Below are 16880 nucleotides of genomic sequence, written 5' to 3'. Positions count from 1 at the left end.
GGCTCGTTTATTTGTTCAGGTCGATCCGGCTGCCCATCACGGCGACGTTCACGCCCTGGATCAGGATCGTGCCGTCGGCCTGCAACACGATCTTGCTGCTGCCCACTTCCAGCGTGATGTCGGTGTTGGCCTTCAGGTGGATGTGCTCCGTCTGCGACGTCAGCTCGATGTTCTGCTTCGCCGTCTGGTGCAGGTGGGCGTTCTGCGCGACCAGCTCGATGTTCGTCTTCGCCGTCGCGTGGATGTAGTCGTCCTCGGCGGTCAGCTCGATATTGGTTTTCGCCGTGTCGTGGATGTGGCCCGTCTGCGCCGTCGTGACGATGTACTGCTTGACCGTGTTGGTCTGGTAGCCCGTGCTGACCGTGTTGGTTTGGTGCGGTCCGTTGACGACCGTCGCCTGCGTGTTCTGGACGGTCGTGACCATATCCTTCTGCGAGTGGATATTGATCAGTTCCTTGCCCTTGCTGTCATGGATCACCATCTCGCAGAAGCCGCCGCCGCCGGGCGTCGAGCGGCTTTTGAACCCCATCATGTGGGCGCCGTCCGGCAGGCCGTACGGGACCGGCTGGTCGGCATTGAACAGGCGTCCCGTGCAGACGGGGCGGTCCGGGTCGCCCTCAAGGTAGTCGATGATGACTTCCTGGCCGATGCGCGGCACGGAAATCGTGCCCCAGCCGCGCCCGGCCCACGGCTGCGAGACGCGGATCCAGCACGAACTGCGTTCGTCGCGGCGGCCGTAGCGGTCCCAGTGGAACTGCACCTTGATGCGGCCGTACTGGTCCGTGTGGATCTCCGTGCCCTTGGGCCCGACGACCGTCGCCGTCTGCGGTCCGGGCATGCGCGGCGGCGGATGCGCGCGGCGCGGGCGATAGGGGATCTTGCGGCGGATGGCGGTGAACGTGTTGCGATAGACATCGCTCTGCCCGCGCTCGAAATAATTGTTGCGGGCGCTGACCTGCACCGACAGCACGAGGAAGTCGTTGTCGCCCTCGGTGGCCGGATCGAACCAGTGGTGATCCAGCAGCTTGAACGTGTGTCCGGCGACGAGGCCGCGGCAGTCGGACGCGCCCGTGAAGACCTTGGCCTGCCACTCCAGCACCTCCAGGCGCTGGCGCGCTTCGCGCTGGCCGTCGTCCTTGTCCCGGTACGAGAAGGCCGGGTTGCCGTCATAGATTTCCATGGTCGGCATGTCGCCCTGCTGCGTGACGGTGGGCAGCTCCACGTACTGCATCGCGTTGGGCGCCTTGAAGTCGAACGTGTTCAGGGCGACCTTCGTCGGCTGCAGGTTGCGTTCGGCCGCGAAGGCCGTCACGCTGTCGCGGTCGTGCCAGCGGTTGCCGCCGTTGAATTCGACCTCGGCGTGGTCCTTCTGCGGCGGGCAGAACGCGCCCGAGCGCGAATCGTCGCTGATCACCATCACGTGGCCGTTCGGCTTGTGGTCGAAGTAGTAGAACAGCCCGTACTTTTCCATCAGCCGGCAGACGAAGTGTTCGTCCGTCTCGTCGTACTGCACGATGTAGTTTTCGGGCCGGTAGGTCTGGCTGACGCGGAATTCGTAGGTGGCCAGGCCGTTGTAGTCGCCCTTGAAGATCGTGTCGAGCACCTCGAGCACACTCTGGTCCTGGAAGATGCGCGAGTTGACACGCTGCTTCAGGTAGCTGAGCCAGGGCACGATCTGCGCGTGATAGAACGCGAAGCCGCCGTCCGAATGGCTGAAGCCGAACGAATGCACGTAGCCGTTGACGAAGTGTTCGCTGCCGTCCGCCAGCTGCACGCCGACGCTGACGTTCTTGCCCATCAGGTCTTTCAAATCGATGGCGGCATTTTCCGAGATCAGGCTCAGGTTGAACACGAACTGGTCGGACACGGCCGACGAGCCGCTCAGCGACTCGATCAGCAGCGCTTTCTCGCCCTGCAAAGGCGAATAGAAGCGCAGCAGGCGCTTGCCGTCGTTGAACTTCGCCAGCATCGAGGCCACGGCAGATACGACGTCGTCCTGCCCGGCGGGATCGATATTCGGCGGCACGTACTGGGGCTCGTTGCCGGCGAAATCGCTGACGGCCTGTCCTGCCAGGGGGTGTTCTTCGAGGGCGAGATGTTCGGCGGCTGCGGCCTGTGCCTGCGCCGCGGGCTGTGCCGCGCCTTGTCCTGCGCCTTGAGCCGAATGATCGGCCAGCGCGCCGGCATGCTGTGCCAGCGAATGCGCCTGCGACGCGACCTGGAGCGCCTGCGCCAGCTGCGGGCTCGCGTGCCCGGCAAGCCCGGCCACACCGGACGCGAGGGCCGCGGTGCCCGAACCGGCCTTCAGGCGTGCCGCGGTGTCGAGGGCGGTGCCGGCCACGCCGAGCGCCTTGATCCCGTTATCGAGCGAATCTGATGGCATATCGCAGCTCCTGCATCGAATGTGTCCTCCGCACGGGGGATTGTTAGATTTGTGTTAAATCATGTATATACTATCAGAAATTTACTGTTCGTTAAATCGGCCATTGGCGCCGTTCACAATTCGTTTCTCTCAAGCATAATGTCTGACTTTTCCAGCAACTGGACCGATCTGACGCGCGCACTCGACACCATGCAGCGCCGTTACGCCCAGGCCGGTGCGCAGGCCCGGCTCGACGTCGAACGGCGCGTGCAGCGCTGGTCGCACCAGGCCAGCGCCACGCTCGGCCGCATCGCCGACGCCGGTGCGGACGTAGGTGGCGTGCGCAACGCGCTGGCCGTCAAACAGGCGCTCGATGCGTCCCGGCCCCGCTTCGTGGAACTGCTCAAGCAGCAGTTCGCCGGCCTGAACTTCGCGATGATCGTCGACGTGCTGGTCGAGGTGATGAAACAGATGGCGCTGTACCTGGGCGGCGGCGCCGTGCTCGGTGCGGCGGCGGGCGGCGCGCTGGGCTCCCTGGCCTTCGGCGTGGGTGCGATCCCGGGCGCGGCGGTGGGTGCGCAGGCCGGGGTTGCGATCGGCGGCGAGATCCTCGTCTGGATGGGGCTCGGGATGCTGGTCATGGACATGAGCAGCACCGTACCGGACCTGTGCCGCCATGCCGCCCACGGTTTCGCGACCGCCTGGCACGCCGGTGACCTGCCGGCCGACGCCACCGCCCGGCGCACGACGATGCTGCGTGAGGCGACTGAATCGTTCGCGCAAGGGCAGATGCTGCTCGTGAAGGCGATCCTGACGGCGCTCGTGCTGTACCTGTCGCGCGGCCAGGTGCAAAGTTCGCTCCTGGTGCGCAACCTGTCGAACAGCAAGCTGGGTCCGAAGTTCGCGGAATGGGTCGGCCAGAACCGCGACAAGCTGATGGCGCACCCGAACCTGCAGCCCAGGATCGCGTCGGCACAGGGACAGGCCGAAGCGGGCAAGGGCGCAGCGGCCAAAGCGGCGGCGGAGACGCCCAAGCCGGTCGAGAAACCTTCAGTGATCAAGCGCGGCGAGGCCGAGCACCAGCCGCCATGCACGCTCGTCGGCCAGCCCGTCGATCCGATCCGGGGCAGCAAGGTGCTGCTCGGCGAGCTGGATCTCGACTTCGCCTTGCCCGCGCCATTGCCGGTCGTATGGCAGCGCACCTACAGCTCCGCGCTGCACCGCGTCGGCTGGCTGGGGCAGGGCTGGGCGCTGCCCATCAGCGACAGCCTGCAGCTCAGCGCCGACGAAGTCGTCGTGCTGGATGCGTTCGACCGCGGCATCACGTTCTCGCTGCCGCGGGTCGGTGACGCGATCTACTCGCCGTCCGAACAGATCACGCTGGCGCGCACGGGCGAAACCACGTTCGAACTCGTCGACAACAACGGCCTGCGCACGCAGTTCGCCGTCCTGTACGACGACGGCATCGCCCGGCTGACGGGCTGGCAGGACGCCAACGACAACCATATCCGCATCGCGTACGACGCGCGCCGCCTGCCCGCGCGCATCGACGACAGCGCGGGCCACGGCCTGGCCCTCGAGTTCGGACGCGTTGCCGGGGGCATGCGCCTGCTGGACGTGACCCTGATGCCGGCCGAGCCGGGAGGCGGTGCCGTCACGCTGGTGCGCTACGAGTACGACGACGCCGGGGACCTGCGGCGCGTGCGCAATCGCGTGGGCGACGTGGTCCGCGAGTTCGCCTACCGTCATCACGTCATGGTGGAGCATGGCCAGCCGGACGGCCTCGTGTCGCGCTATGAATACGACGTCGAGGCGCCGGACGGCAAGGTGCTGCGCAACTGGACCAACACGGGCCAGTGGTGGACCTTCCGCTATCTCGACAAGGAAACGGTCGTCGCCGACCAGCTGGACCGCACGCAGCACTACCGGTTCGACGCGCGCGGGCGCCTGGTCGCGCAGGTGGATGCGGCGGGCGGCGTGACGACGCGCCGTCTCGACGAGAATGGCAACCTGCTCGCACTGACCGATCCGGCCGGCCGCACGGTGCGCTACCGCTACGACGAGCGCAGCCGCATCGTCCGCGTGGAACGGGGCGGGCGGGGCACGGGCATCGTCTACGACGCGCGCTTCGACAAGCCGGCCCTCATCACCGACGCCCTCGGCGCGACGACCGTGCTGCGCTACGACGCGAACGGCAACCTGACCAGCGTGACGAACGCGCTGGGCCAGCGCACCGCGTATCAGTACGACGACCGCGGGCTGCCGGTCAAAGTCGTCGACGCGCGCGGCGGCATCAAGCAGCTCGCCTACAACCGTGCGGGCCAGTTGATCCGCTACACAGACTGCTCGGGTAGCATGAGCAGCTTCGACTACGACGACGAGGGCCGCCTCGCGCGCGCCGTGGACCCCAACGGCAACGCGAGCACCTACGCCTATGACGCGCTGGGCCGCCTGCAGGCCGTGACGCATGCCGACGGCACCACCGAGCGTTACGAATACGACGGCCTGGGTCGCCTCGTCGCCCACGTCGATGCAGCGGGCCACCGCACCGCGTACGAACTCGATCGCGACGGCAGGCCGCTGAAACGCATCGACGCGCGCGGCGGCGTGCTGGCATATCGCTACGACGCGGCCCGCCGCATCGCTGAACTGATCAACGAAAATGGCGACGTGCACCGCTTCGTCTACGATGCGCTGGACCGGCTGGCGGAAGAAACCAGCTTCGATGCGCGCGTGACGCGCTACCGCTACGACGACAGTGGCCTCATCGTCGGCAAGGACGAACTGGGCTGCGCGCCGCGCACGGAGTTCACGCCGATCGCGACGACGTATGTGCGCGATGCGTTGGGCCAGTTGACGGAAAAGGTGATTTCACGCGTGACGGGTGCGGCGCAGGCGCAGCAGATGCGGCTGCGCTTCGCGTACGACGCGCTTGGGCGCATGACGCAGGCGATCAATGCGGATGCGACGGTCAGCATGTCGTATGACGCGATCGGGCAGCTGATTGCGGAGCAGACCGACGCATCGGGTACGTCCGTCATGCTGCGTCACGCTTACGACGATCTGGGCAACCGCGTGCAGACGACCTTGCCGGATGGCCGCGTCCTGAACAACCTGTACTACGGCTCGGGTCACCTGCACCAGGTCAACCTGGACGGTGAGGTCATCACCGACATCGAGCGCGACCAGGCGCACCGGATGATCGCCCGCACGCAGGGGGCGCTCGTCAGCCAGTTCCGGTACGACCCGGTGGGGCGGCTGCTGTCGCAGACGGCGGGCGAGGGCGCGTCGACCGTCATCGCGCGCAAGTATGAGTACGACGAGGTCGGCAACCTTGTGTCGATCGACGACCGGCGCAACGGTGTCACGCGCTACAGCTACGATCCGATCGGGCGCATCCTGTCGGCCGTGCAGCCGCAGTTGAGCGAGCGCTTCGCGTTCGACCCCGCGCACAATCTGCTCGATACGGCCGTTGTGCCGGTCGGCCGCGTCGAGGGCAACCGCATCCGGGTGTACGAGGACAAGCGCTATGACTACGATGCGCATGGCAACGTCGTCGAGAAGCTGGTCGGCAAGCATACGCGGATGCGCTTCGAGTGGAATCCGGCGCATCAGCTGGTGCGCAGCGTGGTGTCGCGCGGGACGAACGATACCGCGCAGACCGTCAACTATTCTTACGATCCGTTCGGGCGGCGGATTGCGAAGCGGGATGGGTTCGGCGTGACCCGCTTTGTCTGGGATGGCAACCGGTTGTTGTGCGAGCAGCGTGGTAGCCACTCGCGGACGTACGTGTACGGCGAGGATGCGTTCGTGCCGCTGGCGCGGGTGGATGCCGTCGCAGATGTGAATAGCGCGGCACGGGCCGAGGTGCGGCATTTGCATACGGACCACCTGGGGACGCCACGGGAAATGACCGATGCGGATGGGCGGGTCGTGTGGGCGGCGCGGTATCGGGCCTGGGGGAATGTGCTTGAGGTAGTGCAGGAAGAGATCTCATTGGCCGATGAGATCGGAGAGGCGCAGCCTGTTCGGTTCCAGGGGCAGTATTACGATAACGAGACCGGGTTGCATTACAACCGGTTCCGTTATTATGATCCAGATATTGGGCGGTTTGTTTCGATTGATCCGATTGGACTAATTGGAGGAATAAATACCTATCAATACGCGCCAAATCCTGTCGGGCGGATTGATCCATTGGGCCTGGCTAGCTACGACCCAGGTGTATATGATGCTCACTTTGAAGCACGACTGCCGGAAGATATGTATCGTCTGACGGACGCAGAGCATTTCAGTGAGGGAAATCGACAGCTTCATTACGCGATCAAAAATGACCCGGCGCTTGCGGCGGCGCTCGAGGCAAGGTATCCCGGAATTTCCGAATACGTTGCTCCCACAAGGCTTGGGACCTTCAGGGGAAGGGCTTTTGCCGGAACGACGTGGCACCACCACGGCCAAGTAGGTGGACTTTTGCAGCTGGTTGACAGGGCGGATCATGGGTCGCGTCACCTTGACTATCACGCAAACGGTGTTGGTGGTCGGAATACATGGGGTGGCGGAACACGTTGTCGTTAATTTTAGAGGTGTGATGAAAACCTTTCATTCAATTCAGGAATTGCTTGGTGAGCTCGACGAACTTAATTGGGACTCAGCTCTTTTTATTAATCAAAATTCATGGGCGGCTGATCCCCTGCATGCAGAGATTCTTGTTCTGGAGGGAGATGATGAGCTCGAGGATGTTGTTCCGGGAACGCATTTGCCAAAGATTGCGAAAAATAAGGATATGAGGCAGCTGTTTGATATGGAGACCTTTCGAGATATAGTTAATTTTGAGCGAAAGAGGAATTCAGGAGCATCTATTTCAGACATCATCTTTGCGATTGGTTTTTATCGCGAAAAAGATGATTTCTACGACCCGCAGGGATAACGGATGGGTGAGGCATACGAACGGAATTAGTGAGCGCTCGGCTGGTTTATCGCTGCGCCGTGTTGCCGCAGTTTCACGGATTCGGATTGAGCATGACGTCATGCATTCGTTGGCGGATTAACGAGCGATCTTGTTGACTTAAAATCGGGTTTTAAAAAATTAGCGCCATCGACCTCGCGAAACTGATCACTCCGCCAAGCGGTCCAAACGAAGCCCCTCAGCAACATGAGTGGCCGCAGATTGAAGCTCAGCTTGGAAATTCCCTTCCTGCGGATTATAAAGATTTCGTTAGTCTTTACGGTACTGGAAAAATCGATAATTTTTTGTGGATTTTTAATCCTTCGTCGCGAAATGAGAATGTCGATCTTGCGATGCAATTCCGCACTCAGTTAAGTGCGTTATCCGAACTTCAGGCATGCGGAGAGGTTTTGCCTTATAAATTGTTTCCCGAACCTGATGGGATTTTCCCTTTTGCGATAACAGACAATGGCGATGTCTTGTATTGGAAAACATCTGGATCACCCGACACGTGGACGGTGCTCGTTAATGAGGCGCGCTCGCCGGACTGGGAGGAATTTGATATGGGGATGGCAGAGTTTTTGTCCAAAGTTTTAAGTCGACAGATACACCCCAGTGCGTTTCCGAATGTTTTTCCCAGCAGCGCACCTGCCTTCGTTCGCGGGCATTAAAAGTTCGCAATATGCGTCTTTTTTTGGGGGGCTGACTTTCGAAATTTGCTGTTATTTTGAAGCGGCGTCAGAAGGAATTAATTACACGCAGTGGCTGCTTCGCGTCCGTACCGCTCTTGAGCACCGGCACTGAGCAGTCCCAAACAACCGCGCACGATCTCGGCTGAACTGCGAAAGCACCGTGCTAACTATGATCCGGATAAAAATCATAATTCCTGTTTCTGATTACGAGAAGGTCAATCGATATTACAAGGATGTGCTCGAATTCGAACTGCAGGACGACTTGTTTTTTTTGCCTAACGGCGCGCGCGATGTTGCGCTGAAGCTGCTGATAGTCGACGCGGCTTCACGAGAAACGAGCTCGCATCGTCGGCATTTTCCGATTTTTAGCTTCGTGATTCATAGTAATTTTTTATCATACTGCGACAATCTGATGTCACGCGGCGCGGTCTTCGAATCTGTGATATCGCACCCGGGCGGCTACTACGCGCGGCTATCAGATCCAGAAGGAAATCAGTTTGAAATTGAATGTGAAAATTTTGATGAGATAAATGGAGCGCCCGACCCTTCTAATTGGCCCGTTTACAAACGTTATTGAGAGGCAGATGTCGATGATGTACTGGACGCGCACCGCGTCTCATCCTGCACTCAGTGCGCCGCCCCCACCGTCTCCCTCAACCTGCCCGCATCCCTGGCCGGCGGCACCCCGAACAACCGCGCATAATCCCGGCTGAATTGCGACGGACTCTCATACCCCACCCGATCCCCCGCGCTGGCCGCATCCATCCCCTCGGCCACCATCAGCCGCCTGGCCTCCTGCATGCGCAGTTGGGTGCGAAATTCCACAGGACTCATCGCCGTCACCGCCTTGAAGTGCGCGTGAAAGGTCGACTGGCTCATGCGCGCCACGTCGGCCAACTCGTCGATGCGGCAGTCGCGCGCGTAGTGCGCGCGCAGCCAGACGATGGCGCGGGCGATCTGGTTTTGCCGGCTGTCGCCGCGCGCCATGCGGGGCACGATGCGGTTGACGACCTGGTGCGCGCCGGGAAGGTGCTGTACCTCGGCATCTGCAATACGCCCGCGTGGCGAGTCGCGCAGTTGCAGACGATCGCCGACCTGCGCGGCTGGTCGCCGCTCGTGTCGCTGCAGATCGAGTACAGCCTCGTCGAACGGAGCGTCGAACATGAGCTGATGCCGATGGCGCGTGCGCTGGGGCTCGGCGTGATGCCGTGGTCGCCGCTGGGCGGCGGACTCCTGAGCGGCAAATACGGCGCGTCCGACCTCGCCACGAACGACGCCGCCGGCGTGGCCGCGACGCGCAAGGGCGTGATCGCATCGACGGGCTTGTTGAACGAGGCGTCGCTGCGGATCGCCGAAGAAGTGAAAGCGGTGGCCAGCGAGACCGGCGTCAGCGCGGCGCAGGTGGCGCTCGCGTGGACCTTGCTGCATCCGGCCGTGACGGCGCCCGTCATCGGGGCCCGCACACTCGCGCAGGCGCAGGACAATCTGGGCGCATTGGACGTCAGGCTCGATGCGGCGCACGTGGCGCGCCTGGATGCGGTCAGCCGGCCGGCGCCGATCTTCCCGCAGCGCTTCGTCGAACGGCCGCTCGTGCAGCAGCTCGTGTTCGGCGGCGCGGCCGTGGAAAAACGCGACCGTTGACCGCGCTCAGGCCTCGGGTGCGGCCGGTTGCAGGGCGGCGCGGACAGCCGCGAGGATGGCATCGGACGCGGTACGGTCCGACACGGCGCGCGCGAGCGTCAGGGCGCCGACCATCGCGGCGAGAGCGATGATGCCCTGGTCTCCGGCGGCGGGCACGAGGCGGCAGTCGGCCAGCAGTGCCGTCACGCGCGCCACCATGGCGTCGGCCGTCGCACTGGGCTGGCCGCGCAAGCCGAGTTCCGCGGCCAGCGTGGGCAGCGGGCAGCCTTCGCCCGGTTCGTCGCGGTGTTCGGCGGACAGGTAGTGGTCGATGACGGCGCGCGGCGACGGTTTGGCCGGCACACCGTCCGCGGACGGCTGCCAGCGTTCCAGCGTCTGCTGGACGGCGGCTTCCAGCGAAGCCTGCACGAGGGCGTCCTTGGATTCGAAATGGGCGTAGAAACCGCCGTGGGTCAGGCCGAGCGCCTTCATCAGCGGCACGAGGCCGGTGCCTTCGATGCCGTCCTTGCGGAAGCGGCGCGACGCTTCGCCGATGATGCGCTGACGCGTTTCGGCCTTATGGTTACTCGAGTAACGCATGCTTATGGGAGTTGGTCTGCAATGATCGGATGCGGGTCCGTGCGGCCGAGAGCGACGGACCCGTTGAGCGACGGATGCGCCTCATGAATTTAGGCAACGCTCCGTGTCACCATTGTAAGCGCTCGCGAGGGATCCCGCAATTCCGGCCATGGAATTGTGCACCAATGTTGCGCACCGACGTACATACGTCCGGCGTCCGCAAATCTAGCGATACAAGAATAATAACGTATTAGCTATTTGGCAAGCGCCGCATCAGGCGCGGCCGGCGCGTGTGGCGCAGCCCCGTGCTTGCGCAGGTATTCGGCGCAAGCGTCGGCGTCGAGCGGCTTGCTGAAGTAATCGCCCTGGATCTGGTCGCAGCCCGCGCTGCGCAGCGCGACCATCTGCTCCTCCGTCTCCACGCCCTCCGCGATGACGTCCAGGCGCAGCGTGTGCGCCATCGCGATGATCGCCTTCACCATCGCCAGCGATTCCGCGCTCTGGTGGACGTCGAGGACGAACGAGCGGTCGACCTTCAGCTTGTCGACAGGCAGGCGCTTGAGGTAGCTGAGGCTCGAATAGCCGGTGCCGAAATCGTCGATGCTGAGCGTGGTGCCCAGTTCGCGCAGCTGCCGCATCAGGTCCGCCGTGCGGACCGGGTCGTCCATCGAGATGCTTTCCGTGAGCTCCAGTTCCAGCAGGCGCGGGGGCAGGCCGGACTCGCGCAGGACGTTGCCGACGAGCGCCACGACGTCCGTGCCCAGGAACTGCTTGCCGGACAGGTTGACGGCCACCGGCGCGTCGGGCACGCCGGCGTCGCTCCACGCGCGGCGTTGGGCCACGGCCGTGCGCAGGATCCACTCGCCGATCGGCACGACGAGGCCGGAGTCCTCGGCGATCGGGATGAATTCGGCCGGCGAAATGCTGCCGTGCTCCGGATGCTTCCAGCGCACGAGCACTTCCATCCCGGCGACGCCGCCGCTGTGCAGGTCCGTCTTCGGTTGATAATTCAAATACAGTTCGCCGCGCTCGATCGCATGGCGCAACTGGTTTTCCAGCGTGAGCTTGCGCTGCAAGGCCTGGTTCAGCTCTTCCGAATAGCGCTGGATCTGGGCGCCGCCCAGCGCCTTGGCGCGGCGCACCGCCATCGTCGCGTTGTTCAGCAGGAGGTCGCCGTCCGTGCCGTCTTCCGGGAAGATCGCGTAGCCGATGCTGCACGTGAGCGGGATGGCGCCGCCCGGCGTTTTGAATTCGCGCGTGGTGGCCTGCAGCAGCTGGCGCAGGCGGTCGCGCGCGACGCTGTCGTCGCCGAGGCCGGGCAGCAGCACGACGAATTCGTCGCTCCCCGCACGCGCCAGCATGTCGCCCGGGCGCAGCAGGTTCTGCAGACTCCACGTGATGGCAACGAGCGCCTTGTCGCCCTCGTGATGGCCCAGCAGCTCGTTGAGGCGCTTGAACTTGTCGATGTTGATCGTCGCGACCAGCGTGTGCAGGCCGTCGTTCTTCCATGTGTCCAGGTTCTGGCCGATGGTGCGCACGAGTACCTGGCGGTTCGCGAGGCCGGTCAGCACGTCGTGCGTGAGCAGGAATTCGACCTGGCCCGCGGCCGCCGCGAGGTCCGGGTTCGCGTTGTCGACGTAGACGTGCGAGTGCAGCGATTGCGCCGCGGTCGCCAGCTGGCGGAAGTGGATCAGCTGTTCCGTCATGCGCGCGAGGTCGCGCAGGATGTCGAGTTCTTCCTCGCCGAGCGTGCGCGGCACGCGATCCAGCACACACAGGGTCCCCAGCGGCATGCGGTCGATGGAGTACAGCTGCACGCCCGCGTAAAAGCGCACGTGCGGCGGATTGACCACCATCGGGTTGTCCGCGAAGCGCGCGTCCTTCGTCGCGTCGGGGACGATCAGCGGTTCATGATCGAGGATCGCGTGGCCGCAGAACGAGATCTCGCGGCGCGTGCCCGTCATGTCGATGCCGCAGCGCGACTTGAACCATTGGTCTTCCTCGGCGACGAGCGAGACCAGGGCGATCGGCATCTTCAGCAGGCGGCTCGCCATGCGCGTGATGCGGTCGAACGCGTCCTCGGGGGCGCTGTGGAGGAGGCGGGTGGCGTGCAGCGCCGTCAACCGGCGCGCTTCGTCGAGCGGTATGGATGGGGTCTGCATGTCGTGTCTTGAGGAGCTTCGTTAAGACACATTCTGCCACGAGCGGCAAAGCAGAGGCACGAGCTTGGTGCGGCGTTGTTCTCAGGAATCTTCGGGCTGGCGGAACGCACCGAAATGCTGGCGGTAGTCGCGCGCGCTGACGCCCAGGTGGCGCAGGAACGCCGCGCGCATCCGCGCCGCCGTGCCGAAGCCGCAGCGGTGCGCCACCGTCTTGAGCGGCTGGTCGGAGCGCTCGAGCAGGGCCCGCGCCGCGTCCACGCGCGCCCGTTCCACGAATCCGGCCGGCGTGACCCCGGCCGCGCGCGCGAACTGGCGGGCGAAGTGGCGTTCGCTCTGGGCCGCCACCCGTGCCAGGTCGGCCACGGCAAGCGGCGCGTGCAAATGGGCGAGCACGTAGTCCTGCACGGACCGCAGCACGGTGTCGTCGCCCACGTACGGCGTCAGATAAGGACTGAACTGGGACTGTCCGCCGCTGCGTTGGGTGAACACGACAAGGCGCTTGGCCACGTTCAGCGAGACGTCCGCGCCATGGTCTTCGTAGACGAGGTGCAGTGCCAGGTCGATGCCCGCCGTGACCCCGGCCGACGTGTAGACGGGACCGTCGCGCACGAAGATGCGGTCGGGCTGGACGGCCACCTGCGGAAAGCGCGCGCCCAGCAGCGCGACGTCGTTCCAGTGCGTGGTGGCGCGGCGGCCGTCCAGCAGGCCCGCGTGCGCGAGCAGGAACGCGCCGTTGCAGATCGACGCGATACGCGCGCAGCGCGTGGCCATCGTGCGCAGCCAGGCCGCGAGTGCGCCGTCGGCCGGTGCGCGCGGCAGCCCGGGGCCGCCGGGGACCAGCAGCAGGTCCGGTGCGTCCCCGTCCTCGTCGTAGCGCGCATGCGGCTGCAGCAGCATCCCGTTCGAGCACGCCACGGGGCCGGGCACGGTGCCCAGCACGCGCATCCGGTAGTGGTCGCGCGGCGCGAGGAAGCGGTTGGCTTCCGCGAACACGTCGAGCGGACCCGTGACGTCGAGCGATTGCACGCCGGGGAAGGCGAGGATGGCGATGGCGGGCAAGCGCGGGCTCCTGCAAGGAATACGGATGCCGTCACTATAGCCCCGCGCGCGCGCCGCCGGGAGACCGTGGCGGGAAATGCGCGCAACGTGGCCGGAATTCGATGCAGGCGGCCGGCCAGGATGCGCCGCCGGCGGCAAGAATGGCGTCATCCCAACCACACCGAAAGGACGACCCATGGACAACACCGCGGAACGCGTGGGCCCCGCATTCTCCGTCGACGGCATGCTGCGCGCACGTTCTGAAACCCGCAAGGCGATCGCCGCCATCGCGGCACGCATCCGGCCCGGCATGGTGGAAGAAGACGCCGTCGCCATGGCGCGCGACGTCATCGCCACGCGGGGCCACACCCTCAGCTGGCATCCGGTGCGCGTGCGCTTCGGCGCCAACACGATCCTGCCGATGAAGCGCGCGTCGACGCCCGGCATCGTGCTGGGCGAGCACGACATCTTCTTCATCGACATCGCGCCGCGCGTGGAGCACTGGGAAGGCGATGGCGGCGCCACGTTCACGGTCGGCGACGCGCCGGATTACGCGCGCTGTGCCGCCGATGCCGAGCGCCTGTTCCATGAGGTGCGTCAGGCGTGGAAGACGCAGGACTGGACCGGCAGGAAGCTGTACGAGTTCGCGGAGCAGCGTGCACGCGACATGGGCTGGGACCTCGACCCGGACCTGCCGGGCCACCGCGTCTCCGACTTCCCGCACGCGGCCCTGCATACGGGCGCACTGGCCGATTACGACCATGCGCCGTCAGGCATGCGCTGGATCCTCGAGATCCATCTGCTCGATCCGCAGCGCCGCTTCGGCGCGTTTTTCGAGGACATGCTGCTGGACGATGGGGACTACGCCTGACGGAAGCACTGCACGAGGAAGTCCGCGAACACGCGCACGCGGGCGGACAGCTGGCGCGCGTGCGGGTACATCACGGAGACGGGGATGGTCGGCGGCGGCACGTCCGCCAGCACCTCGACGAGCCGCCCGTCCGCCAGCTGTTCGGCGATGCGGTAGCGCGGCACCTGCACGAGACCGAGACCGGCCAGGGCCGCCGCCGTGTAGGCTTCCGTGCCCGTGACGGCGACGACGCCGGGCGGCGTCGCCAGCTTCAGGCCCGCGTCCGTCATGAATTCCAGCGGATACGGGCGGCCCGTCGCTGTCGACACGTAGTGCACCGCCTGGTGCCGTACGAGGTCGGCCAGCGCAGCGGGCATGCCGAAGCGTTCGACGTAGGCGGGACTCGCCACCGTCACCTGTTCGAGGTCGGCCGCGCGCCGTGCGACCATCGACGAATCGTGCAGCTGGCCCGCGCGCAGCACGCAGTCGACGCCTTCGCGCACGAGATCGACGAGGCGGTCGTCCTCGCCCACGTGCAGCTGGATGCGCGGGTAGCGCGCGAGGAAGGCCGACAGCGCCGGAAAGACGAAGTACCGCGCCAAGGTCGGCTGCAGGTTGACGCGCAACAGGCCCGCGGGCTCGCTGCCGCGGAACGCGTCTTCCGCCTCGTCGAGGTCAGCCAGCAGGCGCACGCACCGTTCGTAGTACGCGGCGCCGTCCTGCGTGGGCGCGACAGCGCGCGTCGTCCGTTCCAGCAGCCGCGTGCCGAGGCGGTTTTCCAGCCGCTTGATCGCGTTGGTGGCGGTGGCGCGCGGGATCAGGAGGTCTTCGGCGGCCTGCGTGAAGCTGCGGCGCTCCACGATGCGCACGAAAATCTGCATTTCCTGAAACCGGTCCATCTGCGTCGACATGCGCCACCTCCCTCCGCGATTATACGGTTGGCGCGGTTGGCACGAGCAGGTCGGCGATGCCGATGCGACGCGCGAAGTCCACGCGCACGGCCTCCGATACCTCCAGCACTTCGCGCGCGCCGTCGCCGACGAAGTCGACCACCGTGCGGAACGGCCGCCGGCCGTGCGGCAGGGCGACGATGCGCACCAGTTCGTCGGCCACGGCCTGCGGGTCGGCCTCCGGCGGCGTCAACGCGTCGAGGCGTTCGCCCACCTGGTCCAGCACCCCGTCGTAGCGGGCATACGCGGCGGCGCGTTCGGTGTCCGCCGGCTTGCCGGCGCTGGGGAAGTGCTCCGTGCCGCGGGTGAACGCGCCGGGGACCATGATCGCCGTCTCGATGCCGAAGCGCGCCACCTCGTACGACAGCGACACCGCGAGCGAATCCATCGCCGCCTTGGCCGCCCCGTACGGACCGAGGAAAGGCGGGAAGCCGCCCTTCGTCGTCGTGCTGGAGATCCACAGCAGCAGCCCGGATTCCTGGGCGCGCAGCTGGGGCAGGGCGGCGCGCAGCACGCGCTGGGCGCCGAGGAAGTTCGTGTCCAGCACCTTGGCCACTTCTTCGGCCGTGAAGGCTTCCGTCGGGCCGACGACGAGGTGGCCGGCATTCTGCACGACGACGTCCAGCCGGCCCTGTTCCGCGACGACCGCCGCGACGGCGGCATCGCACGACGCTTGCGACAGCACGTCCAGTTCGAGCGGCCGCAGGTCGGCGCCGTGCTGCCGCGCCCAGTCGCGCGCCTCGGCGGCGCGGGCCGCGTTGCGTCCTTCGATGTCGCGCATCGTCGCGTAGACCGTGTGGCCGGCGAGGGCCAGTGCCTGTGCCGAGAGTTTGCCGATGCCGCTGCCGGCGCCCGTGATGAGGATGATTGACTTGCTCATTTCGGTCTCCATGTCGTTCTCCTCAGGCCATGCCGCCGTTGGCGCGCAGGACCTGGCCGTTGACCCAGCCGCCGTCCGGACCGGCCAGGAAGGCCACGACGCGGGCGATGTCCTCGGGCTGGCCCAGGCGCTCCAGCGGCGCCGATTTGGCGATCTGCTGGACCAGCTCATCCGATTTCCCGTTCAGGAACAGCTCCGTCGCGACGGGGCCCGGCGCCACGGCGTTGCAGGTGATGCCGCGGCCGCGCAGCTCTTTCGCGAACACGCGGGTCAGCGCTTCCACGGCACCCTTCGTTGCGACGTACACGCCATAGGTCGGCGGCGCCATGTGCAGCACGCTCGTCGAGAAGTTGACGATGCGGCCGCCGTCGTTCAGGCGCGTCGCCGCCTCGCGCATCGTGTTGAACGTGCCCGTGACGTTGATGGCCATCGTGCGCTCGAACTGTTCGTCGGTGGTCTCGGCGATCGTCACGTACGGCAGGATGCCGGCATTGTTGACGAGGATGTCCACGCGGCCGAGCTTCTCTTCGATCGCCGCGAACATCGCTTTCACGTCGCCGGCCCTGGCGACGTCGGCGCGCACGGCGATGGCACGCCCGCCTGCCGCTTCGATGGCCGCGACGGTGGCGTTGGCGGCCGCTTCGTTGCCGGCATAGTTGACGGCGACGGCGAACCCGTCGGCGGCGAGGCGTTTGGCGACGGCGGCGCCGATGCCGCGCGAGGCCCCGGTGACCAGGGCGACGCGAGTGGTGTGTTGGGCCTGGGTGTTCATCGTGATCTCCTTCGGTGGTTGACAGTGAGGTCA

At 65.5% G+C, this 16880-nt stretch carries 14 protein-coding genes; 6 read left to right on the top strand and 8 right to left on the bottom strand.

Annotated elements, in window-relative coordinates; all coding sequences use genetic code 11:
- Positions 1-7: 7 nt before the first annotated feature.
- Positions 8-2383 carry a type VI secretion system Vgr family protein gene (locus P0M04_RS28845; protein ID WP_259450921.1) on the bottom strand — a complete coding sequence of 792 codons (2376 nt, stop codon included), beginning with the start codon at positions 2381-2383 and terminating at the stop codon, positions 8-10.
- A gap of 138 nt (positions 2384-2521) precedes the next feature.
- Between P0M04_RS28845 and P0M04_RS28840 the strand changes: the two genes are divergently transcribed.
- The 4 genes from P0M04_RS28840 to P0M04_RS28825 all read left to right on the top strand — a co-directional run bounded on the left by P0M04_RS28840 (position 2522) and on the right by P0M04_RS28825 (position 8573).
- Complete coding sequence (locus P0M04_RS28840; protein ID WP_259450922.1) at positions 2522-6934, top strand: DUF6861 domain-containing protein; 4413 nt, start codon at positions 2522-2524, stop codon at positions 6932-6934.
- Between the two features lie 13 nt (positions 6935-6947).
- The gene (locus tag P0M04_RS28835; RefSeq protein ID WP_259450923.1) at positions 6948-7286 is read left to right on the top strand and encodes a DUF7716 domain-containing protein; all 339 of its coding nucleotides are present in this window, start codon (positions 6948-6950) and stop codon (positions 7284-7286) included.
- Between the two features lie 158 nt (positions 7287-7444).
- Complete coding sequence (locus P0M04_RS28830) at positions 7445-7975, top strand: SMI1/KNR4 family protein (protein ID WP_307734429.1); 531 nt, start codon at positions 7445-7447, stop codon at positions 7973-7975.
- Between the two features lie 190 nt (positions 7976-8165).
- A complete protein-coding gene (locus P0M04_RS28825) occupies positions 8166-8573 on the top strand; it encodes a VOC family protein (protein WP_371877358.1) in 408 nt (135 codons plus the stop codon).
- Positions 8574-8623: 50 nt separating this feature from the next.
- On the opposite strand, the gene P0M04_RS28820 is transcribed toward P0M04_RS28825, so the two are convergent.
- Positions 8624-8983, bottom strand: a complete 360-nt coding sequence (locus tag P0M04_RS28820) for a helix-turn-helix domain-containing protein (protein ID WP_259450925.1) — start codon at positions 8981-8983, stop codon at positions 8624-8626.
- Between P0M04_RS28820 and P0M04_RS28815 the strand changes: the two genes are divergently transcribed.
- Positions 8960-9637, top strand: coding sequence for an aldo/keto reductase (locus P0M04_RS28815; RefSeq protein ID WP_259450926.1), 678 nt, complete (start codon positions 8960-8962; stop codon positions 9635-9637). The genes P0M04_RS28820 and P0M04_RS28815 overlap by 24 nt on opposite strands.
- A 6-nt stretch (positions 9638-9643) precedes the next feature.
- Here P0M04_RS28815 and P0M04_RS28810 read toward each other — a convergent pair whose 3' ends face one another.
- The 3 genes from P0M04_RS28810 to P0M04_RS28800 form a co-directional block, all read right to left on the bottom strand.
- Positions 9644-10216, bottom strand: coding sequence for a TetR/AcrR family transcriptional regulator (locus P0M04_RS28810; RefSeq protein ID WP_259450927.1), 573 nt, complete (start codon positions 10214-10216; stop codon positions 9644-9646).
- Positions 10217-10449: 233 nt separating this feature from the next.
- Positions 10450-12357: a putative bifunctional diguanylate cyclase/phosphodiesterase gene (locus tag P0M04_RS28805; protein ID WP_259450928.1), complete on the bottom strand. Its 1908-nt coding sequence runs from the start codon at positions 12355-12357 to the stop codon at positions 10450-10452.
- Positions 12358-12438: 81 nt separating this feature from the next.
- Entirely contained in the window at positions 12439-13416 is a 978-nt protein-coding gene (locus tag P0M04_RS28800; protein WP_259450929.1) for a GlxA family transcriptional regulator, read from the bottom strand.
- Between the two features lie 175 nt (positions 13417-13591).
- Here P0M04_RS28800 and P0M04_RS28795 point away from each other — a divergent pair, with 175 nt between their 5' ends.
- On the top strand, positions 13592-14266 hold the full coding sequence (locus P0M04_RS28795; RefSeq protein WP_259450930.1) for a M24 family metallopeptidase: 675 nt from the start codon (positions 13592-13594) through the stop codon (positions 14264-14266).
- On the opposite strand, the gene P0M04_RS28790 is transcribed toward P0M04_RS28795, so the two are convergent.
- From P0M04_RS28790 to P0M04_RS28780, 3 genes are read right to left on the bottom strand one after another with little or no spacing between them, the layout of a single operon-like run.
- Positions 14257-15144 carry a LysR family transcriptional regulator gene (locus P0M04_RS28790; RefSeq protein WP_259451216.1) on the bottom strand — a complete coding sequence of 296 codons (888 nt, stop codon included), beginning with the start codon at positions 15142-15144 and terminating at the stop codon, positions 14257-14259. The genes P0M04_RS28795 and P0M04_RS28790 overlap by 10 nt on opposite strands.
- A gap of 31 nt (positions 15145-15175) precedes the next feature.
- Entirely contained in the window at positions 15176-16075 is a 900-nt protein-coding gene (locus tag P0M04_RS28785; RefSeq protein ID WP_259450931.1) for an SDR family NAD(P)-dependent oxidoreductase, read from the bottom strand.
- A 22-nt stretch (positions 16076-16097) separates the two neighbouring features.
- Positions 16098-16847 carry an SDR family oxidoreductase gene (locus P0M04_RS28780; protein WP_259450932.1) on the bottom strand — a complete coding sequence of 250 codons (750 nt, stop codon included), beginning with the start codon at positions 16845-16847 and terminating at the stop codon, positions 16098-16100.
- Positions 16848-16880: the final 33 nt, after the last annotated feature.

Origin of the sequence: Telluria mixta (assembly GCF_029223865.1) — a bacterium.
GTDB lineage: Bacteria > Pseudomonadota > Gammaproteobacteria > Burkholderiales > Burkholderiaceae_D > Telluria > Telluria mixta.
Note: the sequence above shows the minus strand (reverse complement) of the source record. Positions and strands in the feature narration are given on the sequence as shown.

Bases quoted from the DNA above. Each gene is read 5' to 3' on its own strand.
- P0M04_RS28845 (WP_259450921.1), bottom strand. From the start codon at position 2,383: ATGCCATCAGATTCGCTCGATAACGGGATCAAGGCGCTCGGCGTGGCC.
- P0M04_RS28840 (WP_259450922.1), top strand. From the start codon at position 2,522: ATGTCTGACTTTTCCAGCAACTGGACCGATCTGACGCGCGCACTCGAC.
- P0M04_RS28835 (WP_259450923.1), top strand. From the start codon at position 6,948: ATGAAAACCTTTCATTCAATTCAGGAATTGCTTGGTGAGCTCGACGAA.
- P0M04_RS28825 (WP_371877358.1), top strand. From the start codon at position 8,166: ATGATCCGGATAAAAATCATAATTCCTGTTTCTGATTACGAGAAGGTC.
- P0M04_RS28820 (WP_259450925.1), bottom strand. From the start codon at position 8,983: ATGGCGCGCGGCGACAGCCGGCAAAACCAGATCGCCCGCGCCATCGTC.
- P0M04_RS28810 (WP_259450927.1), bottom strand. From the start codon at position 10,216: ATGCGTTACTCGAGTAACCATAAGGCCGAAACGCGTCAGCGCATCATC.
- P0M04_RS28805 (WP_259450928.1), bottom strand. From the start codon at position 12,357: ATGCAGACCCCATCCATACCGCTCGACGAAGCGCGCCGGTTGACGGCG.
- P0M04_RS28795 (WP_259450930.1), top strand. From the start codon at position 13,592: ATGGACAACACCGCGGAACGCGTGGGCCCCGCATTCTCCGTCGACGGC.
- P0M04_RS28790 (WP_259451216.1), bottom strand. From the start codon at position 15,144: ATGGACCGGTTTCAGGAAATGCAGATTTTCGTGCGCATCGTGGAGCGC.
- P0M04_RS28785 (WP_259450931.1), bottom strand. From the start codon at position 16,075: ATGAGCAAGTCAATCATCCTCATCACGGGCGCCGGCAGCGGCATCGGC.
- P0M04_RS28780 (WP_259450932.1), bottom strand. From the start codon at position 16,847: ATGAACACCCAGGCCCAACACACCACTCGCGTCGCCCTGGTCACCGGG.